Annotated in this window: 23 protein-coding genes and 1 pseudogene; 13 read left to right on the plus strand and 11 right to left on the minus strand. The window is 69.6% G+C overall.

The features are described from left to right. Positions 1-115 precede the first annotated feature (115 nt). Together ACFZBU_RS38430 and ACFZBU_RS38435 are read left to right on the plus strand one after the other, a co-directional pair. A complete protein-coding gene (locus ACFZBU_RS38430; RefSeq protein ID WP_391588403.1) occupies positions 116-610 on the plus strand; it encodes an N-acetyltransferase in 495 nt (164 codons plus the stop codon). 1,729 nt (positions 611-2,339) lie between these two features. Continuing rightward, positions 2,340-3,578 carry an alpha/beta fold hydrolase gene (locus tag ACFZBU_RS38435; protein ID WP_391588404.1) on the plus strand — a complete coding sequence of 413 codons (1,239 nt, stop codon included), beginning with the start codon at positions 2,340-2,342 and terminating at the stop codon, positions 3,576-3,578. Between the two features lie 539 nt (positions 3,579-4,117). On the opposite strand, the gene ACFZBU_RS38440 is transcribed toward ACFZBU_RS38435, so the two are convergent. After that, a complete protein-coding gene (locus ACFZBU_RS38440; RefSeq protein WP_391588405.1) occupies positions 4,118-5,203 on the minus strand; it encodes a Gfo/Idh/MocA family protein in 1,086 nt (361 codons plus the stop codon). Between the two features lie 101 nt (positions 5,204-5,304). On the opposite strand from ACFZBU_RS38440, the gene ACFZBU_RS38445 reads away from it, so the two are divergent. Both ACFZBU_RS38445 and ACFZBU_RS38450 read left to right on the plus strand, forming a co-directional pair. Then, entirely contained in the window at positions 5,305-5,886 is a 582-nt protein-coding gene (locus ACFZBU_RS38445) for a TetR/AcrR family transcriptional regulator (protein WP_391588406.1), read from the plus strand. Between the two features lie 196 nt (positions 5,887-6,082). Beyond that, a complete protein-coding gene (locus tag ACFZBU_RS38450; RefSeq protein ID WP_391588407.1) occupies positions 6,083-6,247 on the plus strand; it encodes an alpha/beta fold hydrolase in 165 nt (54 codons plus the stop codon). Positions 6,248-6,551: 304 nt separating this feature from the next. Here ACFZBU_RS38450 and ACFZBU_RS38455 read toward each other — a convergent pair whose 3' ends face one another. Then, on the minus strand, positions 6,552-7,712 hold the full coding sequence (locus tag ACFZBU_RS38455; RefSeq protein ID WP_391588408.1) for a YbfB/YjiJ family MFS transporter: 1,161 nt from the start codon (positions 7,710-7,712) through the stop codon (positions 6,552-6,554). After that, positions 7,709-8,554 carry an alpha/beta hydrolase family protein gene (locus tag ACFZBU_RS38460; RefSeq protein WP_391588409.1) on the minus strand — a complete coding sequence of 282 codons (846 nt, stop codon included), beginning with the start codon at positions 8,552-8,554 and terminating at the stop codon, positions 7,709-7,711. The genes ACFZBU_RS38455 and ACFZBU_RS38460 overlap by 4 nt, the downstream gene beginning before the upstream one ends. A 92-nt stretch (positions 8,555-8,646) precedes the next feature. On the opposite strand from ACFZBU_RS38460, the gene ACFZBU_RS38465 reads away from it, so the two are divergent. Further along, the gene (locus ACFZBU_RS38465) at positions 8,647-9,240 is read left to right on the plus strand and encodes a TetR/AcrR family transcriptional regulator (RefSeq protein ID WP_391588410.1); all 594 of its coding nucleotides are present in this window, start codon (positions 8,647-8,649) and stop codon (positions 9,238-9,240) included. A gap of 182 nt (positions 9,241-9,422) precedes the next feature. Here the strand turns inward: ACFZBU_RS38465 and ACFZBU_RS38470 are convergent, their stop codons facing one another. Further along, the gene (locus ACFZBU_RS38470) at positions 9,423-9,815 is read right to left on the minus strand and encodes a MerR family transcriptional regulator (RefSeq protein WP_391588411.1); all 393 of its coding nucleotides are present in this window, start codon (positions 9,813-9,815) and stop codon (positions 9,423-9,425) included. 91 nt (positions 9,816-9,906) lie between these two features. Here ACFZBU_RS38470 and ACFZBU_RS38475 point away from each other — a divergent pair, with 91 nt between their 5' ends. Beyond that, entirely contained in the window at positions 9,907-10,647 is a 741-nt protein-coding gene (locus tag ACFZBU_RS38475; protein WP_391588412.1) for an SDR family NAD(P)-dependent oxidoreductase, read from the plus strand. 276 nt (positions 10,648-10,923) lie between these two features. Here the strand turns inward: ACFZBU_RS38475 and ACFZBU_RS38480 are convergent, their stop codons facing one another. Then, complete coding sequence (locus ACFZBU_RS38480; protein ID WP_391588413.1) at positions 10,924-11,316, minus strand: winged helix-turn-helix transcriptional regulator; 393 nt, start codon at positions 11,314-11,316, stop codon at positions 10,924-10,926. A 146-nt stretch (positions 11,317-11,462) separates the two neighbouring features. On the opposite strand from ACFZBU_RS38480, the gene ACFZBU_RS38485 reads away from it, so the two are divergent. Next, positions 11,463-11,987 (plus strand): SRPBCC domain-containing protein, encoded by a 525-nt coding sequence (locus ACFZBU_RS38485; RefSeq protein WP_391588414.1) that lies wholly within the window; start codon positions 11,463-11,465, stop codon positions 11,985-11,987. Between the two features lie 302 nt (positions 11,988-12,289). On the opposite strand, the gene ACFZBU_RS38490 is transcribed toward ACFZBU_RS38485, so the two are convergent. Together ACFZBU_RS38490 and ACFZBU_RS38495 are read right to left on the minus strand one after the other, a co-directional pair. Beyond that, positions 12,290-14,308 carry a discoidin domain-containing protein gene (locus tag ACFZBU_RS38490; RefSeq protein WP_391588464.1) on the minus strand — a complete coding sequence of 673 codons (2,019 nt, stop codon included), beginning with the start codon at positions 14,306-14,308 and terminating at the stop codon, positions 12,290-12,292. A 388-nt stretch (positions 14,309-14,696) separates the two neighbouring features. After that, on the minus strand, positions 14,697-16,031 hold the full coding sequence (locus tag ACFZBU_RS38495) for a GH1 family beta-glucosidase (RefSeq protein ID WP_391588415.1): 1,335 nt from the start codon (positions 16,029-16,031) through the stop codon (positions 14,697-14,699). A gap of 62 nt (positions 16,032-16,093) precedes the next feature. On the opposite strand from ACFZBU_RS38495, the gene ACFZBU_RS38500 reads away from it, so the two are divergent. Beyond that, positions 16,094-16,735, plus strand: coding sequence for a TetR family transcriptional regulator (locus ACFZBU_RS38500; RefSeq protein ID WP_391588416.1), 642 nt, complete (start codon positions 16,094-16,096; stop codon positions 16,733-16,735). A 66-nt stretch (positions 16,736-16,801) separates the two neighbouring features. On the opposite strand, the pseudogene ACFZBU_RS38505 reads toward ACFZBU_RS38500, so the two are convergent. The 4 genes and pseudogenes from ACFZBU_RS38505 to ACFZBU_RS38520 form a co-directional block, all read right to left on the minus strand. After that, a pseudogene (locus ACFZBU_RS38505) lies at positions 16,802-17,581 on the minus strand (MFS transporter); the annotation flags it as partial. A gap of 597 nt (positions 17,582-18,178) precedes the next feature. Then, entirely contained in the window at positions 18,179-18,766 is a 588-nt protein-coding gene (locus ACFZBU_RS38510; protein WP_391588417.1) for an SMI1/KNR4 family protein, read from the minus strand. A 47-nt stretch (positions 18,767-18,813) separates the two neighbouring features. Then, positions 18,814-20,421, minus strand: a complete 1,608-nt coding sequence (locus ACFZBU_RS38515; protein ID WP_391588418.1) for an ISL3 family transposase — start codon at positions 20,419-20,421, stop codon at positions 18,814-18,816. Positions 20,422-20,700: 279 nt separating this feature from the next. Then, positions 20,701-21,012, minus strand: a complete 312-nt coding sequence (locus ACFZBU_RS38520; protein ID WP_391588419.1) for a hypothetical protein — start codon at positions 21,010-21,012, stop codon at positions 20,701-20,703. A gap of 677 nt (positions 21,013-21,689) precedes the next feature. On the opposite strand from ACFZBU_RS38520, the gene ACFZBU_RS38525 reads away from it, so the two are divergent. The 5 genes from ACFZBU_RS38525 to ACFZBU_RS38545 all read left to right on the plus strand — a co-directional run bounded on the left by ACFZBU_RS38525 (position 21,690) and on the right by ACFZBU_RS38545 (position 26,085). Then, positions 21,690-21,869, plus strand: coding sequence for a hypothetical protein (locus tag ACFZBU_RS38525; RefSeq protein WP_391588420.1), 180 nt, complete (start codon positions 21,690-21,692; stop codon positions 21,867-21,869). Positions 21,870-22,087: 218 nt separating this feature from the next. Then, on the plus strand, positions 22,088-23,176 hold the full coding sequence (locus ACFZBU_RS38530; RefSeq protein ID WP_391588421.1) for a hypothetical protein: 1,089 nt from the start codon (positions 22,088-22,090) through the stop codon (positions 23,174-23,176). Positions 23,177-23,887: 711 nt separating this feature from the next. Then, positions 23,888-24,145 (plus strand): hypothetical protein, encoded by a 258-nt coding sequence (locus tag ACFZBU_RS38535; RefSeq protein ID WP_391588422.1) that lies wholly within the window; start codon positions 23,888-23,890, stop codon positions 24,143-24,145. A gap of 9 nt (positions 24,146-24,154) precedes the next feature. After that, positions 24,155-24,844 (plus strand): cytidylate kinase family protein, encoded by a 690-nt coding sequence (locus tag ACFZBU_RS38540; protein ID WP_391588423.1) that lies wholly within the window; start codon positions 24,155-24,157, stop codon positions 24,842-24,844. A gap of 155 nt (positions 24,845-24,999) precedes the next feature. Then, a complete protein-coding gene (locus tag ACFZBU_RS38545; protein WP_391588424.1) occupies positions 25,000-26,085 on the plus strand; it encodes a barstar family protein in 1,086 nt (361 codons plus the stop codon). Positions 26,086-26,778: the final 693 nt, after the last annotated feature.

The following is a 26,778-nucleotide window of genomic DNA, read 5'->3' on the forward strand; positions in this document are numbered from 1 at the left end:
TTCTTGCCGGGCACCGGGAAGTCATCCCTGGTGTGGGAGATCGTCCGGGAGGTGCAGGCTTGGGATTGAACCGGGTGCGGGGGCGGCGGCCCCGCCGGCTGTTAGCCTGCGGCCCATGACTTGGCTGCCTGCCGATTTCGTACATCCGGTCCGCGTGGCACTGCCCGGCCATCACCACCTGCGACCGATCAGCGGCGCCGACACCGAGCTCGACTACCCGGCCGTGATGGGCTCGCGGGAACGCCTGTGGTCCATCTACGGCGAGGCCTGGGGTTGGCCGGTGGCCACGATGACGGTCGAGCAGGACCGGGCGGACCTGGTCCGGCACGCGGACGAGATCGCGGCCCACAAGTCGTTCAACCATGCGCTGTTCGACGACGCGGGCACGGCCCTGCTCGGCTGCGTCTACATCGACCCGCCGGAGAAGATCGGCGCCGACGCCGAGATCTCCTGGTGGGTGGTGGACGACCGGGTCGGCACCGAACTCGAGCAGGCACTGGACGCCCTCGTCCCGCAGTGGATCGCGGAGGCATGGCCTTTCGAATGCCCGCGGTACGTCGGACGCGACCTCTCCTGGCAGGACTGGCCGGCCCTTCCCGACCTCGCCTGACCCCGGCAGCCCCGGACGCCGCAGAAGCCGCCGCGGACCCGCGCAGCCGACTCCTGGGCCTCCAGCTCCTCGAACGGCGACCCCATCGGTTGTCGGGGCCGGGTGTCGAGGCTGCCGGGTCAAGCGCGTGTCGCGGGCGAGGCGGGCTGACGATCAAGCCGAGTCGGCCTCGTCCGGATCGGCGCAGTCACCCTCGCCCGGTACGCCGACCGGATCCGACCCGGCCGGACCGAACGCCTGACAGGTGCGATGCGCCCCTGCCGGGCCGAGCCGGACCCTGTCCGATGCCCGTGTTCCGGACCTGGGGGAGCGAACCCTGTGGACGGAGTGGACAGGCTCCCACCCGCAAGAGGCGGGCGGCCCCGGTCGTCCAACGGCCTGCCCCCTGGGGAACAAGATCGAGCAGGTATGGGGAAACGGGTGAGTCTCATCATGGCCGCAACGCGTACGCCCGCGGCGGCCCGATGGGGGCTGCCGGGGATGCCGGCCGCCCGTCGTCTGCTCGGGTAGCCGGGGGAGGGCCGCGCGGGTTGTCGGGGCGCGAGTTGGCAAATGCGCTGCGGGGGAGGGTGGAGAACGCTTCCCGCGTCGCGGGTGGTCCGGCCCTGGGCGATCAGAGGCCCGGCGTCCATTCGGTGACCGAGGGCAGGAAGAACAGCGTGAGTTCAACGCGAGCTGTTTCACCGGGTCAATAGCCGGCCCGGTTGACCCGTTAGCTTATTCGGTCGCACGTGCGACCGAATAAACGTCACGGGAAATGACGGAACCCACTGTCACCACAGCGAGGCCGGTCGTTCTCGGCTTCGAGAATTAGCCACGGGCCTCGGGCCCTCGGCTTTGGGGGAAATGCCGAGGTCACGGCGTCTGCGGTGTACGCCCATCACTCAGCCCATAAAACCGGATCGAGCCCTGTTGATCAAGGCGCCGCCATTACGCACTTTCATGTCAGTAACGGTCGTACGGGGAACCGCCATGCGTTCGGGTATCCGTTTGCGGAGGCCGTCGCGCCGAATTCCGAAGCCGATACGAATCGCGTTGACATTGCCGTTTATGCTGGCGGGACGCCAAGAAAGGCAGGTTCCCCATGGCGCATCTCCGTGTTTCGCGACGTTCGGTGCCGGCGGGCGCTCTGGGCGCCGCCGGGCCCGCTGCATTGCCGAGGACGGCCCGGGTTGCCGCAGCCGTCGCCAAGGTTTGGACCGCGGCGGAAACCCGGCCGTCGAGCGCCGGGCCCTGCCATGCGGCCTACGCGGCGCGGTCGACCTCGACAGGGTCGGGCGCGTTCGGCCACTCGCGCGGGCCGCCGACTCGGGTTCGCTGATGTAACGCCGACCTGGCCTGTGCCACCCCCCGGACCGGTCGCGCCCGCTGGAAGGCGCCGACCCGGCGTAACCGGAGATCAGCCGGATGGGGTGGGGTGAGGTGAGACGCGAAGAGACTCAAGCGTGGCCACCACGGCGGCTCGAGGTGGCACGCGCACACGGCTCCCATCGTGTGGGGATCCACAGCAAACTTCGTGCGGTCGCTCGTGCGCGGCCGGCAACGACGGCATCAACGCAGGCGCCGGCGCAGACTCCGTGCGGTCGCTCGTGCGTGTTGGCCCCGGCAGCACGCCGGCTTGCCGGGGCTGATCTTCAGTCCTGCGCCGCCTTCCCGTCGCGCAATGCGGCAACGCGGCAATGCGGGCAACGCGGCAACGCGGCAACGTACCCGACAATCAAGAGGTGGCATGACTTCCCGGATTTCCGACGTTGATCTGGCCCGTTCGCTGAAGGGTGGCTTCGTCAGCGGCCACGCCGAGGTGGATGGGGTCCGGCTGCACTACGTGGCGGGCGGCTCCGGCGATCCGCTGTTGCTGCTGGGCGGTTGGCCGCAGACGTGGTGGCAGTTCCACAAGGTGATGCCCGCGCTTGCCGAGCACTTCCGCGTCGTCGCCGTCGACCTGCGCGGCATGGGGGCGTCGGACAAGCCGTGCGGTGGGTTCGACAAGAAGACCATGGCCGCGGATATCCGCGGGCTCGTGCGCCATCTCGGCTACGACGCCGTCCACCTCGTCGGCCACGACATCGGCGGCATGGTTGCGTACGCCTTCGCCGCCAACCATCCCGACGCGACCCGCCGCATTGCGCTGCTGGACATCGCGCCCCCGGACGACCGGTTCTTTGGGTATTCCCTGCTGCCGGTGCCCGGACGACACCAGGTCGACGGGGACATCAACGCCGCGCCCGGCAGGTTCTTGTGGTGGTTCGCCTTCAATCAGGTGCCCGGACTGCCCGAACGCCTCATCGCCGGCCGCTCCCGCTTCCTGATCGACTGGATGATCGATTATCTCGCCGCCGATGCCGCCGCCGTCACCGACTACGACCGGGACGTGTACGCCCGTGCGTACGCCGACGGGGACGCGATTCGCGCCGCCAATGGCTGGTACCGCACGCTGGCCGCCGACATCGAGCACGGCAAGACCTACGCCCCGCTGACCGTTCCCGTACTGGCCCTCGGTGGCGGCGCGGGTACGCGTGCCATCCTGGAGCCGGTGCTCGTGCCGCGTGCCGTCGATCTTGAGATCGTCGAAGTGGCGGACAGTGGCCATTACCTTGCCGAGGAACAACCCGCTGCGGTCGTGGCCCACTTGCTCCGATTCCTGCGACGACCGCGCCTGGGCACTGCCCGGGAAGAGGTCGGCCCGCGGTCGCGCCAAGGGTCAGTCGGATGCCGAGTCCGCGGTAGTGGTGAGGGTACGGGGCACGGCGTTGGTGGCGAAGCATCCGTGCCGGCCACCAGCATCAATCCCGTCGACGACAAGACGCGGGCGGGTGCCATTGGTGAGGGCACTCCACCCTTGCCGACGGTCCTCGGCCGGGACTTGGCCGGCGTCGTGGTCGACGGGGGCGACAGCGGGTGGCGGGTTCGGGGAGCGCGTGATTGCCATGTCGCACCAACTCGGCTCGGGGCGGGGGACTTGGGCTGATCTGGTGGCGCTTCCTGTTTGGTCTCCACGAAATCAAAGCCGCACACGAGCGTTTCCTCGAGGGCGGCTTGTCCGGAAAGATCGTCGCGACGTTCCGAGGCGTGTGCCCTTGATCCTGGTGCCCCGCTCGTCCCGGCAGCCACCGCCGGGGACCGTGTGCGGTCACAACGACAGCGTTTCCGCGGCACGGCGGTCGGCCGACCCACCGATTGCGGGAGCGATCCAGCATCGCGCCGGCATGCCGACGTCGACGAACATTGTCGCCGTCAACAGGGGGAGAGAGGTCGGTGGGCGCCTCATCGGACTCCGACCGCGGTCGCGGATACGTCGCCCCGGCGAAACGACGCCATGACAATGCGGGCCTCGTGGGCAGCGACGGGTGCGCGGCCTCGGCACGCGGCGGCAACTGCCGCGTTCGCGGCTGTTTCCAGCGAGGCGCCGCCTGAACCCCGCCCCTGAACCCCGTCCTTGAAACCCGCCCCTGAACCCCGTCCCTGAACCCCGTCCCTGAACCCCGCCCCCGGGGCCTGGTCCCGGACCTACTCCACGGCAATCCGCTCAAGCGTCCCGTTCGCCGCCGATCGCTGGATCGCAGCAAGCACGCAGTGCCCGCGCACGGCGTCGGCGAAGTCCGGTCGGGGGCGTCGCTGTTCTGCCAGGGCTCGGGCGAAGTCCCGGTACAGGGCGGCGATCCTGGCCGCGGGGCCGCGCGGGATCCTGGGAGGGACCGTGTGGTAAGCGTCCGGAACGGCGACGCGGTCGCCATCGATCTCGATATCCCAGTCGGTCCAGTGCATGTACTCGCCACGCTGCCGCGGGGCGACCGTCAGTGCTCCTCTCGAGCCGACGAGCCGGATCGAGAACCCTACCCGGCCCGGCCGATCCCCGCCGAGGACGGTGACGGAAGCCTCCGCGCCGCCGACGAGTCGCCCCTGCAGGAGCACGTGGCGGGAGTGCGGGTTGACGACATCCTCGGCGGTGCCTGCGATGCGCACCGGCCGGCCCATGCCGGGCAGCCGCGCGGAGAGTTCGACGAGTGGCCCCGCGATCCGCTCCAGTGTCGCAAGGAAGTGCCCTGCCATGATCGGCAGAATCGATGTGCCGGCGGCCGGGTCCAGCGTCCAGGCCAGGTCCGCGGGTATCGTCGGCCCGCCGAACGGATCGCCGTCGGCGACCATGACCGCCGCTTCGAGCCTGCCGATCCGTCCCTCCTCGATCAGGTCGGCCACGAATCGCACATCCGGTGAATGGTGGCCCTGCAGGACGACCGCGTGACGTACCCCCGCCCGGTTCGCCGCGTCCGCCAACTCGCGCGCCTGGCCGAGGTCCACGCCCAGCGGCCATTCCGAGACCACGTGCTTGCCGTGCGCCAGCGCGGCGGAGATGACCCCGGCGTGCGCGGGCGTCTTCACGGAGGCCACGACAAGGTCGACCTCCGGATGTTCGGCCAGCGCACCCGCGTCGGTGAGGGCGTGCGGCACGCCGTACTCGGCGGCGACGCGGTCCGCACTGGCCCGGCTGGTCGTGGCTACGGCGGTGATCTGGAACTCCGGCAACTGCGTGAGCGCGGGCAGATGCGTGCCGGACGCCCATCCGCTCGCTCCAACGACGCCGACCCTGATCATGACTGCCTCCCTGTTTTGTACCTTTCGGTATTCAACTGAATGCCGGGCATCCGCGCAAGCGGTAAGGTACCGACTGGTACAAAAAAGCGAGGGAGGATGCGATGCCAGGCGGACGCCCGCGGTCCTTCGATCCGGAGACGGCGCTCGACTGCGCGCTGGAGCTGTTCTGGCGTCAAGGCTACGAAGGCACGTCGCTCACCGAACTCACCGCCGCGATGGGCATCAACAAGCCCAGCCTGTACGCCGTCTTCGGCAACAAGGAACAACTCTTCGCCAAAGCGCTCGACCGCTACTTCGCGGGCCCCGGCGCCTTCGCCGCCGACGCGCTCGACGAGCCCACCGTCCGCGCCGTCGTCGAACGCCTCGTGTTCGGCAACATCGACCTCACGGTCGGCACGAGCACGCCGCACGGGTGCCTCACCGTCAAAGGCGTCCACGCGGGCGGCGCCGACGCCCTGTCGGTGCGCGACGACGCCATCCGCCGTCGCAAGGCCGGCGAGGCCGCGCTGCGCCGGCGCCTGGAGAAGGCGCCGAGCCTACCCGGCGGCACGGACGCCGCGACGCTCGCTCGGTTCGTTCACACGCTCACCGACGGAATCGCCGTGCAAGCGGCTGCGGGGCGCAGCCGCGAGGAGTTGCGCGCGGTTGCGGAACTCGCCCTGAGGGCACTGGACGACGACTGAGCGAGCCCGGCCGTGAAGGGCCGGCCGCCCGGCGTCACCCCGCCGGACGTCCGGGCGTCGTACCTGGCCGCCGCCCGCACGCCGGAAGCAATCCACGCGATCCGCCAGGACAGGACTACCGCGCGAGCGCGTTCATCGACGGCACGACCGAGCAGACCGCGACGCCGGCCGCCGGCTTGCCATGCCGGTCCTTGCGATGTGGCAGGACCCCGGAAGCGTCGTCCTGCCCTTCGACCCGCGACAGGTCTGGGCCGACTGGGCGCCTGATCTGCGCACCCGGATCCTGACCTGCGGACACTTCCTCCCCGAGGAACGCCCCGACGAGGTCACAGCGGCCATTCGCGACCTCCTCGCCAGGTGAACGGGCGAAGGCGAATCCCTTTGCCGAACACCCCACGCGTTGCCGTGACCACGCCTGGCACGTACTGACCGTGGCCCTTCGTGGTTGCTGCTCCCGGCCACGGGGAAGGCCTCGACGGGGCGGCTGTGCGCCGAGGCCGTCAGCCCCCACGCAGCTGCGTGGTTCGATCGCATCGTCCTGCGCGCGGACCCCGTGCGGCGGTAAGGCAGTTGGCCGATACCGCGTTTCGGTTGGATCAGTCGTTGCCCTGGCCGGGGCCACCTCCCCGGTTCCGGGCGGTGCCATCCGTGGGGGCCACGGACCCTCAGTCGCGCTCGGCGAGGGCCGGCCGATCCGCGCCGCTGCCGGCCGCGACGAGGGCGCCGAGCGCGCACAACGCCGCCGTCCAAACCAGCGGCGCGTTCGGCCCGGTCCGGTCGGCGATCGCTCCGGCCACCCACGGACCCGCGGTCTGCCCGACCGCGAAGAGGACTGTGAAACTCCCCAGTGCCCGGGACCAGTCCTCGGGCGGGGTAGCCGAGCGAACCAGGGCTGTCACGGTTGCGGGTACCGCCATGAAGGCCGCACCGTACGCCGTCGCGGATGCCAGGGCGACGGCAGGACCGCCCGAATTCACCAGCGCGAGGCAGCTCGCTGCCGTGATCACGGCCAACAACATGGCCAGCACCCGTCCCGGCGGCGACGCCACCGAGACTCCCCGCCACATCCAGGGGGCTGCGACGACCGCCGCACCCAACAGCGCCCAGGTGAACGCGACTTCGACACTCCCGGCGCCCCGTCCGACGAGCGTGGTGGACAGGAAGGTGATGTAGGCGATGTATCCGGCCGCAAAGAGCAGGTATGCCACGGCCGGCCGCCACAGCGGCGCGAGGGAGCGCCGAGTCCTTTTCCCTCGCGGGGCGGGCAACGGATCGGTGGTCCGCGCCGCGCCCCAACTCGCCGCGGTGGCCAGTGCCGATGCCGCAGCCAGTGCGAGCCACGCGAGCGGCCACCGCCCGGGCGCTCCGGCGAGCAACGCAGGGATGAGGATGCCGCTGACCGCGATGCCGACGCCGGTCCCGGCGAAGTACACCGCTATCGGCAACGTCGATCCCGTGCGCTCCGCATCCCGGGCAGCGATCACCCCGCCGGTGACGAACACCAGCGCGCCGCCGAACCCGGCAACCACCCGTGCGGCCGCCACTACGCCGAATCCGCCGCCGATCGCGGTCGCGGCGAGGGACAGCGAACACACGGCCATGCCGGAGCGGAACGTGAAGGTACTGCCCCAGCGGCGCACGGCGGTTGCGGCGGTCGCGGCGCCGAGCAGGTATCCGAGGCCGTTCGCCGTGGTGAGCAGCCCGGCTTCGGCCAGGTTCCAGCCCAGCTCGACGCGCATCGCCGGCAGCACGAGGCCGTAGCCGAACCGCGCGAACCCGAGAGCCACTGTCGTGCCCAGGGCCAGGCGCAGTGATGCGGCGATCACCTCGCCGCCCGCATGTGCCGGTTCAGGAAAGCCAGGACTGTGCGGGCCAGCGCCACGCGGTGGTCGGAGAACGCATGGTCGGTCGGAAAGATGGCGTGCTCCAAGGCAGCCACCGAGTGCATCGGATAGGCGGCGACCAGGGGTTCGTGATGCAGCGCCGTCGGAGCGACATCGTCGCGCGAGCCCGCGACCAGCAGGACGGGGCGGTCGGCCAACGGCTCCGCCAGCCGGGCCAACGCCCAGTCGTCCCCGGCCGCTTCCATCTCGGCGACCAGCGCCTCGCCGCTCGTCCCGGTCAGCGGCAGCAGTGAGTCCGCGAACGCCGCCACGTAGCCGGCACGCGCCTCGGGGTCGACTGCCGCGGCGCCGGCCGCGGCGCCCAAGTCGAATCCGGCGATCGATCCGACGGCCGCGATGTCCCGGTCGGCGGCCGCGATGCGCAGCGCGGCGAATCCGCCGAGGCTGTGCCCCACGACGGCGACACGGTCCGGGGCAAGCCGGTGGCGGGCGACGAAGTCGGCGGCTCGAACAGCGTCCACGACCCGTTTCGCATCCTCCAGGACGTGGCTCCACGTCCATGTGCCCCCGATTCCCCAGGAACCCCGGTAATGGAAGACCACTGCCGCGTATCCGGCGCGACTCAGCACCTGTGCCAGGTCGAAGTTGCGTTCGTTGCCCGGGAAGCCATGCAGGAGGACGACGATCGGATGCGGTCCCGGGCCGGCCGGGGTGTGGAGGACTCCCAGGAGCAGCTGCCCTGAACTGTCGAACGCTACGGGGACGTTGACGGCGTGCGGCACGAGTGACGAAGACGGGTCGTTCACGAGCGGATCCGACGGCATGGTGCCTCCTCGACGACTGATGGAACCGAGCGGTTCGATCTCACGCGGACGGACGCTAGCACGCCATCGAACCGATCGGTACCATGAATGCCATGCCCGTCCCCAAAGGCGCCTCACTCGACCCGGTACGCACCCGCGAGATGATCACCGAGTCCGCGGCCCAACTGCTTTACGAGCGTGGTTTGGACGGCGTCGGCGTAGCCGAGCTGTGCGCGTCGGCAGGAATCTCCAAGGAAACCCTCTACCGCCATTTCGGCTCCAAGGACGGCCTCATCGAGGCGGTCCTGGAAAAGCGATCGAGAGGCGTCCTCGCCTGGATCACCGACGCCGCCGCGGCAGCCGGACCCGACCCGAAGGCCCGGATCACTGCCGTCTTCCACGCCCTGGGCATGTGGTACGCAACCCCCGGCTTCCGCGGTTGCGCCATCGTCAACGCCGCGACGCAGCGCCACACCGCCCCCGCGGACCGGATCGCCGCACGACACCTGACCGGCTACCGCGACCTGCTCAACGGCATTGCCCGCGCCTCCGGTGCTTGCGACCCCGACGCCCTCGGCCTGCAACTCCTGGTCATCCTGGAAGGCGCAACCGTGGTTGCCGACCACCTCGGTATCCCGGACGCATCCGCCACCGCCCTGTCCGCATCGCTCACTCTCCTCGATGCCGCGGCATCGCCACGTGCCTGACGCCTCGGCTCGGCGTCGGGTGGGTGCCCAGGCGGCCGCGCTTCCGGAGCCGGTGATGGCTGCGGCGTACCAGGCGGTCGACCCTGTGACCGCCGCGACCCGCCGCTTCGCGGGTTCGATGGCACCGGAGATGGCACCGGAGACGTTGTCGAGGCATCCAACGGGCAGCGGCTGCCGATCGCTCAGCGTCGATGTGCGCTCGAGGACGGGGCGGCGGTGCTGTCGGCGGCCGCGGCGATCACTTCGTCAAGGACGTCGCGGGAGCGGACGAGGTCGGTGATCACGCGGTCGATGCGGTGGCGCTGGGCGGCGAGTTCATCGAGAAGCTCGGAAGTGGCGGCGTCGTTCGGACGGCCGTCCGCGTCGTGGATGCAGGGCAGGAGTTTGGCGATCGTCTTGCTGCCGAGTCCGGCGGCGTAGAGGGTCTGGATGCGTATGACGCGGTCGACGGCCCAATCGCCGTACTCCCGTTGACCGCCGGGCGTGCGTTCGGCGTGCAGCAGCTTCTGTGCCTCGTAGTAGCGCAGGGAACGCTCGCTGACGCCGCTGCGCTTGGACAACTCGCCGATTCGCATCCTCGACCTCGCCTGACGACTTGAACTTGACACTGGTGTCAGGTTCTACCTTGCCGGGACATCGGGCGCATTGTCCATGGAGGAGGTACTCATGCATGAGCTGAGCGGCAAGGTGGCGCTCGTGACCGGCGGCAGCCGCGGGATCGGCGCGGCGATCGCGAAGCGGCTGGCCGGTGCGGGAGCCGGGGTGGCGTTGACGTACGTCAACGCGGCAGACCGGGCGCACGAGGTCGCCGAACGGATCGAGGCGGGGGGTGGCAGGGCCGCCGTCATCCAGGCCGACCTGGCCGCTCCGGACGCGGCGGCCGATGCGGTCGAACGGACGGTGCGGGAACTGGGGCGCATCGACGTCCTGGTGAACAATGCGGGCTTCCTCACGCACGGTCCTCTCGCCGACGTGTCCGCCGACGAGTTGGACCGGGTGCTCGCCGTGGACATCCGGTCGGTCTTCCTGGCCGCGCAGGCCGCAGCTCGGCACATGGGCTACGGCGGCCGCATCATCAGCATAGGGTCGTGCTTCAACGGGCGGGTCCCCGGCGAGCACTTCGTGCTCCAGGCGACCGCCAAGTCCGCACTCGTCGGGTTGACCAACGGGCTTGCCCGGGAGCTGGGCCCGCGAGGCATCACCGCCACCGTCGTGGACCCGGGGCCCATCGACACCGACATGAACCCGGCCGACGGCGAGACGTCCGGATTCCAACGCTCCCTCACCGCCCTGGGCCACTACGGCCACGCCGAGGACATCGCTGCCGCCGTGGCCTATCTGGCCGGCCCCGGGGGCCGCTTCATCACCGGCACCTCGCTCGCCGTCGACGGCGGGTACACCACCTGACGGCACCGGCCGGGCCTCGCCTGCTCCCCACGCGAACAGGAGGGCCGGCGAGGCCCGTTCGGTCGGCGTACGACGTAGAACCCGACAACCGCAGAGCAGGAACGCGAGTGTGCGAGTGATCCGGCGTGCCGATCCGCCGGCGACACCGGCAACCCTCCGCACCTGTCGGTCACATCCGGTGGCACCACCAACAACCATTGCCGGGGACGACGCGGTCCGAAGGGGGCCGACTCCCGCCGGTCATATGGCGCTACCCGTGGACGTCGGTGGGCTTTGTCAAGACGCGTCGAACGCCTCGCGGTTCCGCGCGATCGCCGACCGGTGCTCTTGCACCCAGCTGACCATGTGGGCGACGGCGTCGCCCAACGAACGGCCCAAAGGCGTGAGTTCGTACTCGACGCGAGGCGGCACCTCCGCGTAGGCGGTCCGCGTGATCAGACCATCACGGGTGAGGGACCGGAGCGTCTGGCCAAGCATGCGTTGCGACACCCCCGCGACGCGCTCGTGCAGGGCGGTGAAGCGCAGCGGCCCGTCGGCGAGCGCCGTGATCACCAGGACAGTCCACTTGTCTCCGACCCGCGCAAGTACGTCCCGCACGAGTTCGATGGTGGTCATGCACTCCGGCGCGACCCCGGCGGCCTCCAAGCGCGAACGCAGCGTGGCGTCCATGGATCGTTCCCTCCAGGTACGTAACCGACATACAAGTGCGTGTACTCGAGGTCTTGATCACGACCCCGGCGCCCACGTTACATACGACCGGTAACCAATGCCGGGCGTCCGACCCCGCCAGGACACAACGTGAGGAAACCATGGCCATGGGACCGGCTGCTCCGGACTTTGCCGGCGACGTCCAAGACGCCGCCGAACTTCGAACAATCCGCCACGACACCTTCGCGATCACCCGCACGGTCGCCGCACCCCCGCACGCGGTTTTCGAGGCTTTCTCCGATGCACCGCTCCGCGCACGTTGGTTCAGGCTGCCGGGCCGTACGGTGTCGGCCCGACACGACTTCACCGTGGACGGCGGCGAGACCGCATCCAGCCTCTACACAGCGGCCGGGACGGCGCCTAAGACGCTCGAATACACCTCCCGATACCTGGACATCGTGCCGGACGCAAGGATCGTCTACACCTACACCTCCGCGGTGGACGGCATCCGGCACTGGGCCTCCCTGGTGGCCGTCGAGTTGCACCCCGACAACAGCGGCACACGCCTGCTGTGGACCGAACAGGCGGCATTCCTCGCGCCATCCGCAGAGCCGGAGCACGACCTCCCGCACCTGCGCGGCGCCACCCGCCTGCGGCTGAACGGCCTGGTGGCAGCCCTGAAACCGACCTGACGGCGCGACACGAGTCGGGCGCATCTTCCGCACATCGTACGTTCTCGGCGCGGCAGCGGTCGCGCGGAGGCGGCAATCCGGGCGCTGTGCACAGGCCCCGCCAAGAGCCGATGCCGAACGCTCGTGGAGGCCGAGGCGGCAGGAGGCCGAGGTGCGACGCCGGTCTCCTGCCGCCCCCATCACACGAAGCCCGTTCGGCGAGCGTGTCCGGCACGATCGGATGACACCGGTCACTCGGCCGGGCCGGATCAGGGGAGCCGATCCGACCGGCCCGGGTCCCGGTCACCGCCCAACCGGTCCCGTCAGTCGCTGTAGACGCCGACCTCGCGGAGCGAGTAGCCCCATTGCGTGCCGCGCTCCAGCCCCTGCATGCGGACGTAGCGCGCCGGGGTTCCGGCGAACCGCGCCGTGTCCAAGCCGCCGTCACCGCTGTTCGTGGACCAGGCCGGCTGCCAGTTCGTGCCGTCGGCCGACAGCTCGACGCGGTACGACTTCCCGTACGCCTCCTCCCAGTCGAGAGTGACGCGTTTGATCAGGTTCGTGGATCCGAGGTCGATCCGCAGCCACTGGTCGTTGTTCCACTCGCTGGCCCAGCGGGTGCCGTTGTCGCCGTCCACGGCCCGGCCGGGCGCGAAGCTGACGAACGGGTTCCACCATTGCGACGTGGACGCCGAAGCGGCCGCGCCCGAGGCCAGGTTCGTTCCGGCCTTGTGCCGTTCGGTGTTCCCCCAGGTGCGGAGGTAGGACTCGGCGCCTGCGAAGAGGTCGTCCACGACGTTCTGACCGCCGACGATCCGGATGTCCTCGATCCAGTCCGGAACCATGCCGTAGTGCGCCGCGCCATCGGTGTTGAAGTCCCAAGTACGCTCGCCGGCGGTCTGCTTGTCGATCACCGAGCCGCCGTCCGTGCTGCGGAACGGGTACTTCACCGGGTTCGGAGTGTCCGCACCCCGTGGACCGGGCCAGCCGCCGACACCGTTCATGTCGGTGCCGTAGCCGTAGCCGACCCCGTACTTCTCGCGCAGCGCGTCCGTGCTCTTGGCCTCCGCGCTGAACGCCTCCGATCCGTTCATGTACTGGCTGACGAACCCGCCGAGTTTGTAGAGCCGCTCGGTCCAGCCCGCGTCCATCCAGCTGTGCGAGGAGATGATGCCCGAGTACGACTGGGATTCGAGGAGGTCGAGCGCCCGACCCGCGGCCTTGACGCTCATGTGGTCGATCTCCAGCATCATCTTGCGCTTGATCATGCCGCGCACCGCGTACTCGCCCAGGTCGGTCAGCCCACGGGTGTTGCACTGCGCGCCCGAGGCGTACGAGGGGACGGACACCCCCGCCGGCAGCAGTTTCTGCGCCGTCGACGTCGCGTTGCCGATCGGGTTGTCCTGCTGCGGACCGCGGCAGGTCTCCGTCTGCCAGAAGGTGCCGGTCGACAGGAACTGGCCCACGTTGATCGCGGTGCCGAGGACGCCCTGGTCGAAGCGGACCCCGCAGAGCGCGTTGTCGAACTTGTGACACAGGAACATGCTGCGCACGCCCAGGTTGTACAGCTCGTCCAGGCCGCGGTCGATGTCCGCCTGGCTGCACTGCGCGACGTTCAGGATCTGTTTGCAGCCGAAGGGTTCGGAGGTCTCGACGCCCAGGACGACGGCGAGCTTGCCCTGCTCGATCACGTGGCGGGCCTGCGCGCTGTCGGTGACGATGCGGAACCAGCCCTTGCCCGGGCCGCCGTACATCTTGTCGATGAAGGCCTGCATATCGTAGGACTTCTGTGCCTCGAGACGGATGGCGGTCATCTCGTCGCAGCCGCGGTCCTTGAAGAAGTAGACCGAGCAGATCACGCCGTTGGTGACCAGGTCGTTGACGAGCACCCGCTGGCCGCCACGCCAGGCCCGCTCGATCCAGGCGTAGTAGTTCTGTTGGTGGGTCAGTGAGTCGTGGGCGGGCCAGTCCTTGAAGGTCGGCCATCCGTTGGGGTCGTGCCTGCCGTCGCCGCCCTTGGTGATGAAGTCGAAGATGGCGAGCGTGCCGTCGGGGTAGTGCTCGGGGCAGTCCTTCAGCGCGTCGGCGACGCCCTGCTCCGAGAACGGCTTCCCGCAGATGAGCCGACCGCCGAAGCCCTCGTTGGCCATGATGTGGTCGTGGGCGTCGACGAAGCCCCTTACCCGCCCCTGGGCGTCGGTGCCCTTGAAGGGTTCGCCGGTGACGTTGATCTGCGAGTCGGGCATGGGCCGCGCGGTCGGGGTCCACCAGCCGGGCTCCGCCGCGGAGTCGGGCATCGGACCGAGGACCAAGGCCATCACGGCGAAGAGCAGTGACACCATCGTGAGGAAGCCGAGTCTGCGGCGCAGAGGTTGAACCATGATCATCACCCAGTTCTTATATGCGAGTTGGGCTCATGTTTCGCCTCTTACGTTAGGCATGCGCGCCGGCGACGCCAACCCTTGACGGGGCCCATCGTCGGGAAATGCGGAAGTTCGCTCCGCCGGGGCCCGCTTCCCGTCCATGGAGGGGTGCCCCGCTGTCGGTGACCCGCCGCAAGCGCGCGAGAACGCCGCGCGGCGGTTGCCGGCGGTCGACCGCCCCGCCCGAGGGCGTGTGGGTGCAATCGTGAACGGCCTTCCACACGCGCCCGCACGCACACGTGCGGGCGTCCCGACGTCCGGGATCCGCCGGAACTCGCCCGGTGTCCGTGCGAGCCGGGCGGGCGGCTCAGTCGCGATGGGCGCGGATGAGGTCGCGATACCAGGCGAAGGACGCCTTCGGGGTGCGGACCTGGGTGTCGTGGTCGACGTGGACGAGGCCGAAACGCTGGTGGAAACCTTCGGCCCATTCGAAGTTGTCCAGCAAAGTCCAGGTGAAGTAGCCGCGGACGTCCACGCCTTGGGCCACGGCGGCGTCGACTGCCCGGAGATGGCTGTCCAGGTAGTCGATGCGGTCGAGGTCGGGCACGCTGCCGTCCGCGGTGACCACGTCCTCGACCGAACAGCCGTTCTCCGTGATGTAGATCGGCGGGAGCGTGGGGTAGCGCTCCTTGAGACCGACGAGCAGTTCGCGCAGGCCGTCGGGGACCACGGGCCAGTCGAAGGCGGTGCGGCGGTAGCCCTCGATGGGGGCCTCTTCGAACGGCAGGCCCTCGGACGTCGGAGCCTGGATCCGGGTCGGGTTGTAGTAGTTGATGCCGAGCGCGTCCAAAGGTGCCGAGACGAGTTCGAGATCACCGTCCCGGACGGAGCCGCCGAGGGTGGCGTCCGCGCCGTAGGCCGACAGGTCGGGGTAGGTGCCCGTGAGGATCGGGTCGTTGAACAGGCGGTTGTGCAGGTTGTCGTACGCCTGGGCGGCGGCGCGATCGGCGGGGGCGTCCGAGGCGGGCCAGACCGGGGTGCAGTTGTTGGCGATCATCACCTGGAGGCCGCGTGCGCGCAGTTCCCTCAGCGCCAAGCCGTGGCCGAGCAACTGGTGGTGGGCGACCGGCAGGCAATCGAGGAACAGGGTGCGGCCCGGCGCGTGGGTGCCGAGGCCGTAGCCCCAGACCATGTGGATGAACGGCTCGTTGAGTGTGATCCACTTCCGCACGCGGTCGCCCAGCCTGTCGGCCACGGTGGCGGAATACTCGGCGAAGTGGTGCGCGGTGTCGCGGTTGAGCCAGCCACCGTCGTCCTCCAGGGCCTGCGGGAGGTCCCAGTGGAACAGGGTCGGGACGGGCTCCACGCCGCGTGCGAGCAGGCCGTCGACCAAGCGGTCGTAGAAGTCCAGGCCCTGGAGGTTGACTTCACCCCTGCCGGTCGGCTGGATCCGGGGCCAGGCGATCGAGAAGCGGTATCCGGTGAGGCCCGCCTCGGCCATCAGCGCGAGGTCCTCCTCGTATCGGTGGTAGTGGTCGCAGGCCACGTCACCGGTGTGCCCATCGCGGATCGTGCCGGGGCGGGCGGTGAAGGTGTCCCACACCGAGGGACCGCGGCCGTCCTCCTTGGTGGCACCCTCGATCTGGTACGACGCCGTCGAGGCGCCCCAGACGAAGTCCGCGGGCAGATGGTCCAGTGCCATGTCCGACCTCCTAAAACATGAGTCGCGCTCATGTTAATCCTCGCCGATGGGATGATGGAAGCGTGAACCAAGATCGCACCGCGGGCACGATGCGCCGCCGCCCCGTCCAAAGGCGCAGCGCCGAACGATTCAAACGGCTGTTGGACGCCTGCGCCGAACTCCTGGACGAGGTCGGCTACATCGCGCTGACCACCAAGGAGGTGGCCCGCAGAGCCGAGGTGCCCATCGGCACCCTGTACCAGTTCTTCTCCGACAAGGAGGGGTTGATCGGCGCGCTCGCCGCCCGCAACCTGGACACCTTCCTCGAACGGGTCTCGGCCCGACTGGAGCACGAGAGGCCCGAAGACGTCTCGGGCATCGTGGAGGTGACCGTCGACGAATTCGTCACCATGCGCCGGACGATCACCGGTTTCGGCGTGGTCGACTTCGGCGCGGAGGGTCGGGACCACACCCTCGATCCGGCCCTGGACAACAACACCGCGGTCGCCGGGCGGCTGCGGGGGCTGACCGCGGCCCTGACCGGAGCCCGGGACGACACCGAACTGGAGATCGTTGTCCGAGTGGCCCTGGAGTGTGCGGACAGCGTGCTGAAACTGGCCTTCCGCGCCGATCCGCAGGGCGACCCCCGGCTGATCGCCGAGTGCAAACGAGTCCTCGACAGCTATCTGAACGACCACATCCGGTCGCTGACAACGGGTGGGTGACCAACGGGCTCCGCTGCCACGGGACACGAACGCGGTTGCCTCGACCGCACGAAACCGGCCTTCCTTCGCGGCGTGTGGCCAGCGGACACTTCGAACCTTCCAGACCAGTGCCCCGCCCAGCGCGGACATCGCCGCGGAGCAGAGGAACAACGAACGATAGCCCCCCAGTTCGCCGAGAACGACCGAAGCGATCGGGGGAACCAGCACGTACGGCAGGGAGGACATCAGGTTGGCCAGGGCCATGTCCTTGCCCCGATCCGCCGAGGCCGGGAGCACTTCGGTGACCAGAGCGGTGTCGACGGCCAGGTACACGCCGTAGCCCAGACCCAGGATCACGGCCGCGACCAACGTCATGGCCCAGGTGGGCGACAGGGCGAGCGGGACGGCGGCGACGGCCATCGTGAGGCCGCCGAGGAAGACCAATATCCGGCGCCTGTCCAGCTTGTCGGAAAGCCGGCCGCTGATGACGACCGTCGAAATCGTGGCCGGGCAATTGACGCCGATCACGATGAGCAGACCATCGCCGGTGGATCGGCCGGGGAAGAGTCGCTCGTAGTGCAGGACGTCGTCCAGGAAATACGGCATGTAGAGCGTGCCCAGGCCGTAGCCCAGGCCCATGACGAACCGGGAGCCCATCGCCCGGACGAAGTCGGGATGCTCGCGCGGGCTGATCCGGTAGCCGTCCAGGAAAGTGCGCAGCGAGAACGGCTCGCGGTGGTCGCCGGGCAGCGGTGGGTCCTTCACGACGACCGCGAACAGCACGATCAGCAGCGGGAACGCGGCCATCAGCGCGTATTGCGCGGGAAACCCGGCGACGAGACCGAGCATCAGCCCACCCGCGATCATGCCGCCCGCATGCGGGACCGTGGACACCGGCCCGCCCGGGGGCCGTGGGCGCAGGAATGGACGTTCCAGGCCCCCCGGAAGATCCCCATGGACGACTTCCGCCTCCCCTGGAGATGTTCACCGAGGACGACGCGGACTTCCTCGCCGCGCAAGCGCACGTCGACTTCCGCAAGGCGACCGCGGCTGGCTGACCGAAAGCACCCGGGTGTGGCCCACCCACTCCACCGACCGACGGGCCGGCCCGAGGAGAGGCCGGCCAGTGACGCCGGCACGCCACCGGCCAATGCGGCGGATGCCACGGCTCGCCTTTCACGCCGGCGCCGCGCTGTGCCCGGCGGCCGGTTCGCTCCTGCGGACCTGATGCGCCGCACCCGACCCCCGCCCCACCCACGCGCAGCGGCTGTTCGACGCTCACCATGCCAGTGCCCCCGAACGCGATCTGGAGCGCATCGTTGCCTCCGGCCTCCGAGTGGCCGGCTTCGCTCACTTCTCGCAGCAGCGTTCGCCTCCTGCTTCAAGCAGCACTCGCGGGTCTCGGGGCCGTGGATGTTCGCGAGAAACGGTTCTGGCTCAGGTTTTGTGGAATCTGACTGTGCGTCACAGGTTCGGGGCCAGGCGGCTTCTTTCGGGATGGGCGCGCAGTGCTGGTGACGTGAGTTCCAGGGCGCGGTTGTCCTTGCCGGCCGTCATGTGGTCGAGCCATCGCTCGTACCAGCCGAGGAAGTCGCGGGCGGAGGAGACATTCGGGCCCCAGCAGCCGTCCGCGTTGCCGATGACGATTCGTCCGGTGAGGTGCCCGGTCATCGCGATGAGGGCCAGGTCGGTGCATCCCATGTCGATGATGCGAAGGAACAGGTCGTGTCCGGATTCCTCGGGGTCGGCAAGGCTGAATCCACGAGCGGTGCCGGGGGGATCCATCGTGTAGAGAGGGGGTTGCTCGGGGCTGGTGGGGTCCGACAGGCCGTAGTAGGGCGCGGCGCCCGAGCCGCCGATGTGGAGCAGGAACTGCCGGTAGGCATCCGGTAGGACGACGGCGTGGGTGTCCTCGAAGGCGGTCAGTCGGGAGTTGGGAATGGTGGGGCCGAGACGGAACCGGTGCAGTTCTTCGCCGAACGAATGGCTGCGGTGGGGGTGGAATGGAACGGCAGCCAGTTTGCGGCGGATCCGGGGGATGCGGGTGTCCACGGGCGGTCTTCTCCCGTTCCCGACAACGTATCGTCCGTAGGCGGATGTCATGCGAGCAGGACGCGTTTTCTGAGGAGTCGGAAGCCCGCACGGCCAAACATTTGGCGCTTGAGCATCTTGATGCGGTTGACGTGTCCTTCGACGACGCCGGAGTTCCAGGGCAGGGTCAGTCCGGCGATGACGGCGTCGCGGTCGCGGTCGATGCCTGCGGCCAGGGTGTGGAGGCCGGGAAGGTCGTCTTGGCGGACCGCATCGAGCCAGCCCGGGAGTTGTTCGCCTCGGCGTTCGCTGAGTATCCGGGCGAAGGATCGGACGTGGCCGGTGAGGGCGTCGAGTTCGGGGCAGTTGGCCAGAACGGCTTTGAGCCGGAGATGTTCGGCCTCGTCGAGGGAGTCGGGGTGGCGAAGGATCCAACCGGCCACCTTGCGAGGGGAGGGCGGGGTCGAAGTCGCCGTCGGCGAATCCGGCGAGAGGCGCTTGGCCCGAAAGTATGCGCGGACCCGCTGATAGCTCCCTCGGTAGCCGAGCGGCACGATCTCTTCCCACAGCTTCCACGCGTTGGTGCATCCCTGGTTCCAACGGTCGTCCAGGTAGGGCTTGTAGGCGTCGAGCACTGACGGGCGGCCCTGCCACTGCCCCCGGAAGAGGTCTTCCGGAACGGCCGCGTCCGCGAGGAGCTTCACGGTGCGACTGGTCATCCGCAGTTGCCTCTCGATCGCGCGGCGGCTGTGGCCGGTGGCCAACAGCGCGTGGACCCTGGCGTGGTTGGCCCGGGTCCGGTCGGCGAACCGGTGACCGGTGGGCCACGGCGAGCCCGACGGATCGACTTCGACCGACTCCGGTTCCGAACCGGATCGGGGCACATCCGGGACCAGGACGCGCAGGCATCCGCGGTGGTCGGCGACGCTGCGTTCCGCGGCTTGACCGAGGTTGTTCCACAGGTGCCATCGGTCGGCGACCTGGACGGCTTGGGGTGCACCGACGGTGGCACCCTCGGCGAAGAACGGGGCGCGGTCCCGACATACGACCTCGATCCCCGGTCGTTCGCTCAACCACGCGGCCAGGCTCGCCGCCTCCCGATCGGGCAGCATGTCGATCGGCCGGCGCGTCTCGACATCGACCAACACGGTGCCGTAGAAGCGGCCCTTGCGTGTCGCGTACTCGTCGACGCCGATCACGCGCGGGTCGGGAACGGTCGGTTCGGGCAGGGCATCGACGAACCGCAGGACCGTACTGCGACTCACAGAAACACCGAAGACACCGGCCAGACGGGAGCCTGCCCGCCCCGCGAGCGCGAGGCCGACCTCGGCCACTGTGTTGCGCAGACGCTCGGTCCGCTGACCGTGGCGCCGGGTCAGCATCGGTATCTGCTCGACGAAGGTCCTTCGAGCGCACGAATCGTCGCGGCAGAGGAATCGGCGGACGTGCAAGCGCAACACCAACCGCCGCCCTCCGCACGGCACATCAGCAGGAAACCGCAGGTAGGAACCGTGAACACTGCTCGACCAGACTCCACACACAGGACACGAGGCACCGGCGGTCGTGCACCGGGCCTCCACTTGCACAACCTCGTCGTCGACATCGATCGACAACACCGCGAGGTGCGCGATCGACGGAAACAGCAGTTCTTCCGGCCGGAGCAAGATCTTGTCCACGACACCGAAGTGTCGGCCATACCAGAGCGGTTACCGGCCAATTTCGGGCAACTTCGCAGAGCCCAGAGGACCCAAGATCGTGACTCAGTGTGCATGGTCCACGGAAGTTGAGCCAGAACCGAAACTCGTGAACGTTTCGTGCCCCGGCACTCCCGTCTGCCTTCGCAACTGTCCGTTGTCAGCCAATCGGGCCCGCTTGACATCGAATGACATCGAATCCGGCCTCGGGTGGTTCTGCGCCACCGAACCCGGGCCGCCTGCGCGGCGGAGCACGCCGGGTCAGTGGTCGGCGACTTGGAGGAGCAACGCGAAATGCGTCCCGTTCGTGCCGGCGACCAGGAGATCGAAGGTGAGCGGGGTCGTCCCGATCCTGTCCAGGTCCCCCGGGTTCGCCCACCACAGGGCATCCGGCCCCAGCACGGCGACGATCCCGGCAGCCGTCTTCCGTGCGACGTCCCGAGCCATGAGGAGGGTCGTCGTCCACGCCAGGCTCCCCGAGGCCTCGACCATCAACTCCACCGCGTCTGACGGGGCTTCGAGCGGGAAGATCGACAGATCATCGACCCCGTTGAGGTACTCCAGAGACCTCATGGGCCGACCACGCGTGTAGTGCCGAAACAGCTCCGCGCCATCCTCGTCCACGACCCGCCCGAGGTGTGGGAGCCGTTCAGGAGCGGGGCGACGTGCCGGTCGAGGTAGGCGGACAGCCACGGGTGGGTCGTCCCGCCGCCCTGTTCGCGGTCTTGCTGGGTGAACCGCGTGCGCGTGAGGTGGAGGTCGTCGATGTCGGTGGCGCTCACCCGGGTCGAGGTGCCCGGCCGCTCGGTGGTGCGGTCGTCGGGGGTGAAGTGCCCGGCCGACGACTGCGGTGGGGGAGGCGGCTGCGGTGGATGCGGCGCCGAGCAGCAGATCGCGGTGGTGCACGAGCAACCTCCGAAGGCCGGTGGCGGCTTCCACGGTAGCGCCGACCGAGGTCGGGAACGTCAACGTCGTCTCCAGGACGGCCACCCGGGGCCCGAACCCCAGGTCCGCCTCCGCGACCGGGCGGCCGAGCCGGTGCCCCAACACGCCGGCGAGCGCCTGCAGGGCGTCGGGCGCGGGGCAACTGCCGCGCAGCCACCGGTAGACGGTGGACTTGTCGTACGAGGTGGTGCCCTTCAGCGCGGCGTTTGACCTGGCGGGCGAGGGCCCCGTTGCTGTATCCGGACTCGCGCAGGAGCTTGTGGAGCGCGTAGTTGGCGACCGGCTTCGTCTGCCGATTCTCTTCCGTGCTGAAACTCGCGGCCGACCGCACCACCATGTTCATCACCCACCGCCTCGCCAACGCCCGCGTCGCCGGCCGCGTCCTGGTCATGTGCGAGGGCCGCATCGTCCAGGACGACACCTACGACGAACTCGTACGACAGGACGGCCTGTTCGCCGAGCTCCACCGCCTGCAACAGACCTGACCCGACGGCCCGCCCGGACGCCGCGCGATCACGTCGGTGGCGACCGATAGCGTGCCGACGCCGCCGGAGACCTCACCCCCCGGCCGGGGCCGGGTGCCTTTCGGTGTTCGACGTCATCGGGCTCGGCGTGTTTCGCGACGGCCGGCCCTGTGTTCGGCGCCACGGCCTCGGGTGGGGGCTGCGGACGTGACCGGGACGAGCCTTGGGGACGGGTGCGGATGAACGACGATTTCGACGTCAAGGCGTTGCACGAGGCCTGGGCCGGTTCGTTGCGGGAGGCGTGGATCGGTGAGGCGTTGCCGGAAGTCTGGTCGGAGGAGTGGCGGGGGACCGAGCGGGACGTGCGTGTGGTGGTGGCGCGGATGCCGGTCGAGGTGCGGGACGGCTTCGTCTACGAACGGGTGCCGTGGGGCCGGTTCTCCCACGCCTACGGCTCGGGCGAGAACGTCCCCGAGGACCTGGAGGAGATGCGTTGTGCCGACGCCGTGACGGCGGAGCGGGGGCTCCGGTCGTTGTGGAACTCGATCTCCCATCAGGGCTCGCGGTGTTCGGTGGCGCCGCTCGCGGTGCCCTTCCTGTTGCGGATCGCCGCGGATTGCTCCACGCACCACCGGGCGGACACGCTCGAACTGGTCGCGGTCGTGGCGCGCCGCAACTGCTGGGAGGACGGGTCCCGTACCGATCTGCTGCAGGTCGCCGACGGCGACGACGCCTGGCACTTCGACATGAGCGGCTACTTCCGGAACTGGACCGTCGAGGCGGCACGCGACGCGATCGCCGCCGACGCGCACATCCCGATCGCGCTCCTGGACGACCCCGACCCCGACGTGCGCGAAGCGGCCGCGTACGTCCTGGCGGCGTCGACGGGACGGGCCGGGGAGATCTCCGCCGCCCTGCACGATCGTTTCCGGGCCGAGGACCACGCGCGGGTCGGCGCGAGCCTGGTCCTGGCGATCGCGCAACTGGCCCGCGAACACCGCCACGAGGACGCCGCCGCCTTCACCCGCGCCCTGTGGTCGGACCCCACACGCACCGCCGAGGTCCGGGTGAGCGCCGCCCTGGGATGGCTGTGCCTGGTCGACGACCCCGCCCCGGACGCCCTGCGCGCCGTCCTCGACGCGTGCGTCACCGACGAACTCGGCCGCTCGATGGCCTCGATGCCCTGGATGACCCAGGTCGATCACGACGGCGACGGACTGACCCACACCCTGCACCGGATGTTCGACCCGGATTCCCGCCGACGCCCGGCGGGCGCCGACGACCCCTGGGCGGCACCCGAGGGCTGCGCCGACGATCCGCCCTTTTGACGGCTCGGCGGTGAGCGCCAGCCCCAGCGGGCGCCGCCCGCGTTCCGCGCACCGGGGGCGGTCGGCGTCGGCGTCGTGCCGGCCGGCGCCGACCACGTCCGGCCCCGTCGGCCTCGGGGGATGGGCCGTCGGGTGTGGCGGGACACCGGCGACAGGGGGACGCCGGGCCTGCAGGTGGGCACAACGAGTGCCTCGTCCGCACGTGACGCCGAACGGTCCGACCGGGTGAACCCAACAATCGCTCGGTGGGTCTGTGCCCGCGCCGCCCGGTTCATCTCGTCGGTCCGGGGCGAGGGGCTGCCGATTGGCCGGTTCGGAACGGTTGCGTCCGACTTCCCCGGCTGTCACGGGGTGGTCGGTGTGGACGCGTCGGGCGCGGGTGGCGGCGTCGGCGTGCTACATCGTTTCGATGGGTCGGGATCGACCAAACCCTCGCCTTCCTCCAGGCCAAACGCTCCGAAGCCGAACGACTCCTGCAGCGCCCCACAGTCGATCTCGGCCTGCCCGTCATCCGAACGAGTGACCAGTGAGGCCACGACGCGTCTACACCTCGGCGAGGGCGATCACCGTCTGCTCCCGGAAGTCGGTGAGCAATGCTCATGACCTGTGGATCGGCCTCGGGCTGGACGCGAAGGGCGTACCTTCCCGAGGATCGACTTCCGGGTCATCGAGTGGGCCCGCGTATCAGCGCGGGTCGGGAAGGTATGCCCCGTGCTGAGCGCAGTGAATGCCGATGGAACGACCGAGACCGGCTTTCTGATCGACGACATCGTCCGTGAGGGCGCCAGGCGGACGCCGGCCGCAGCCCTGGAGACCGAGGTCAACACCTATATGGCCGAGTTGGCTGATCAGCGGGATGAGCATGGGCACCGCCTGGTCGTCCGCGCCGGAGCCCACTTCGAACGAGATGCCCTCGTTGAACGCGAGCCGGCGACGCAGCCTGACGTGCCCTACACACAGATGCCGTGAGAGGCAGCAATGGATCAAGGTACCCGCGGCGAGCTCATCGATCGGCTGGCCGAGGCGATCAGGTCCGTCACGACCGCGCACCCGCTGCGGGTCGCCATCGACGGGCCGCCGGCCGCCGGCAAGACCACGCTGGCCGACGAACTCGCCGTCGTCCTGCGCGCGCAGGACCGCGACGTCATCCGCGCGACCATCGACGACTTCCTCTTCCCCCGTGCACAGCGCTACCGGCGCGGCCAGTACTCGGCCGAAGGCTGCTACTTCGACGCCCATGACCACGTCGCACTGTGCCGGGTCCTGCTCGACCCGCTGGGCCCGGGCGGACACCGAAGGTTCCAACACGCGGTCTACGACAGAGACACCGACACCCCACTGTCGCCACCGGCCACGACCGCCCCCGCAGACGCCGTACTGCTCTTCGACGGCGTCTTCCTCCTGCGCCCGGAACTCATCGACCGGTGGGACCTGCGCGTCTTCGTATCCGTCCCCTTCGAGCAGACGGTAGACCGCGCCCGGAACCGAGGCACGGCGCCGGCCGGATCCACCGCCGACACCACCGACATCGAACGGTCCTGGCGCAACCGCTACATCCCCTCCCAACGGCTCTACTCCGCCACGGCCCACCCGACCGATCACGCCGACATCATCGTGTACAACGCTCAGCTCCAGCGGCCGGCCTGGGAAGCCCGCCGACCACACTGACCGATACACAGGATTTGACATCTGCTCGAAGTCGGCCGCAGGTTGCCGTTGCCCCCACTCGGAGTTCGTCCCCACGCCGGCAAGGGGGCGTCGCCCTGCGATGCCTCGACCGGGGCATGCTTCGGCGCAACAGCTGGTGCGGGCATGATTCCCTCGTGGACGAGGAGGACAGGGATCATCGTGGGCACAGCCGGTTCACACTGACGGACACCGAGCACGGCCACACGTGGGGTGTGTGCTCCGTGGTGGACGGGCTGTTCACGGAACCCGCGCGGGGAACCTACGAGCTGTTCGGCTGGGTACCGGAAGGAGCCGGGCCGCACGGCTGGGTCGGACCCCGGGTGTGGCTGGTACCGGAGGACGGGACGCTCGACCCCTGGCTCCTCGGGGATGCCGAGACCCTCTGGCCCCTCCCGAAGACAGGCAGTCTCGTCCTCGCCGGCGAGGACGACTACGAAGGGCCGCCCGAGGGATACCGAGGACCCGTTCGTGTGCACGACGGGCACCGGTGGCTGGGCTCCTGCCGGGAGTTCACCCGCGTACTGCCGACCGTCCAGGCGCTGCCGCCGCTCGTGCTGCGCGGGCTCGCCCCAGGTGATGAACTGCGGGAGGTGTTGGCGAAGGGCACCCGCAAGGCCCTGGATCTTGAGGAAGTCGCCTTGGAGATCAAGGACGACCGGGGCGACCCGCTGGTCGACTGCATCCTGTGGGCGAAAGTCGAAACGTGGCGCCCGTCCCCGCACGGGACTGGTCTCATCGACCTGGAACTCGGGAGGTACCACACGCTGGTTCCCGAGCACGCCCGACCGATCTGGGAGCGGTGGTTCACGGGGCCACCGGAGGCGCCGGCCGCTTGGACCGGCATGTGCACCCGCAAACGCGGGGCGTGGCTGGATCTCGTCCGGCAGCGGGCCTGTCGGCGTACTCATCATGATCGGGCAGCCGGTCATGCCTACGAACTCGACGGCCGGAACATCACCGATGAGCCTGGTCTGTACCTGGCGCTCGGAGAGGCCGTCAACGGTCCGGGCGGCTACTTCGGCGGCTGCCTGGATGCCCTCGACGACTGCATGGGCGGCACGTTCGGCTACACCGCCCCGGCAACCCTGCTCTGGCGGAACGCCGGTACCGCACGCGCGCACCTCTCCCAGCGGCTGACTCCGAATGGTCAGCGGTACGACCTCTTCGCCGAGGCTTTGCAAGTCCTGGCCGAGGGCGGCATGAACGTCACCCTGGCGTGAACGGCACGGCCCGCGAGGAACTCGCTCCCGTGGTCCCCGCCGCGGTGGTGGATTGTTGCGGATGTACGAGTTCGAGGGTGCGCGTGCCGCGGCGACCGAGTGCGCGGTGCGCCTGGTGGGGGAGGCCCTGGGCGGCGAGCGGTGGGAGCCGCGTCTGTGACGCCGAAGGCGGGATCGGCCGACATGGGGGAGATGCCTCGTCGAGCGTGGCCCGCCGGCGTGGTCGGGGTGGTCGGGGTGGTCGGCGCCGGCGTCGCGCGACCGGCACCGACCGTTCCCGCGCCCGGTGGCCTCGGGGGATGGGCCGCCGGGTGTGGTGCGAGCCAGGCGACGGGGCGACGCCGGACCTCCACGGTCGACACAACGAGCGACCCGGCTCCGGGGTCCGTTCCATGCACAAGCGTCGCAGAACCTTCTCGTGCAATCGCGAGGTTGTGCGAGGGATTGCGAGGGATTGTGCGAGACGAACCCGGGGCGATTCGGACACGATTCGCGGTCGATCCGGGCGTGTCTCATCCGACCGTTTCGTTTGTGAGAGGACAGTGTGCCGGGCCATCGGTCGTTTCGCCGGGCGAAGGTGTCGCCCCCGCCCGGCTGCCTGGACGTCGCCGCTCTTACCGCCTGACAAGACGCCTCGGACTGGCGTGAACGATCACGAGTGGGATCGCCGACAGAACAGACTTCGCCACGGCC

The sequence above is a fragment of the Embleya sp. NPDC008237 genome (assembly GCF_042956465.1).
In the GTDB taxonomy this organism is placed as follows: domain Bacteria; phylum Actinomycetota; class Actinomycetes; order Streptomycetales; family Streptomycetaceae; genus Embleya.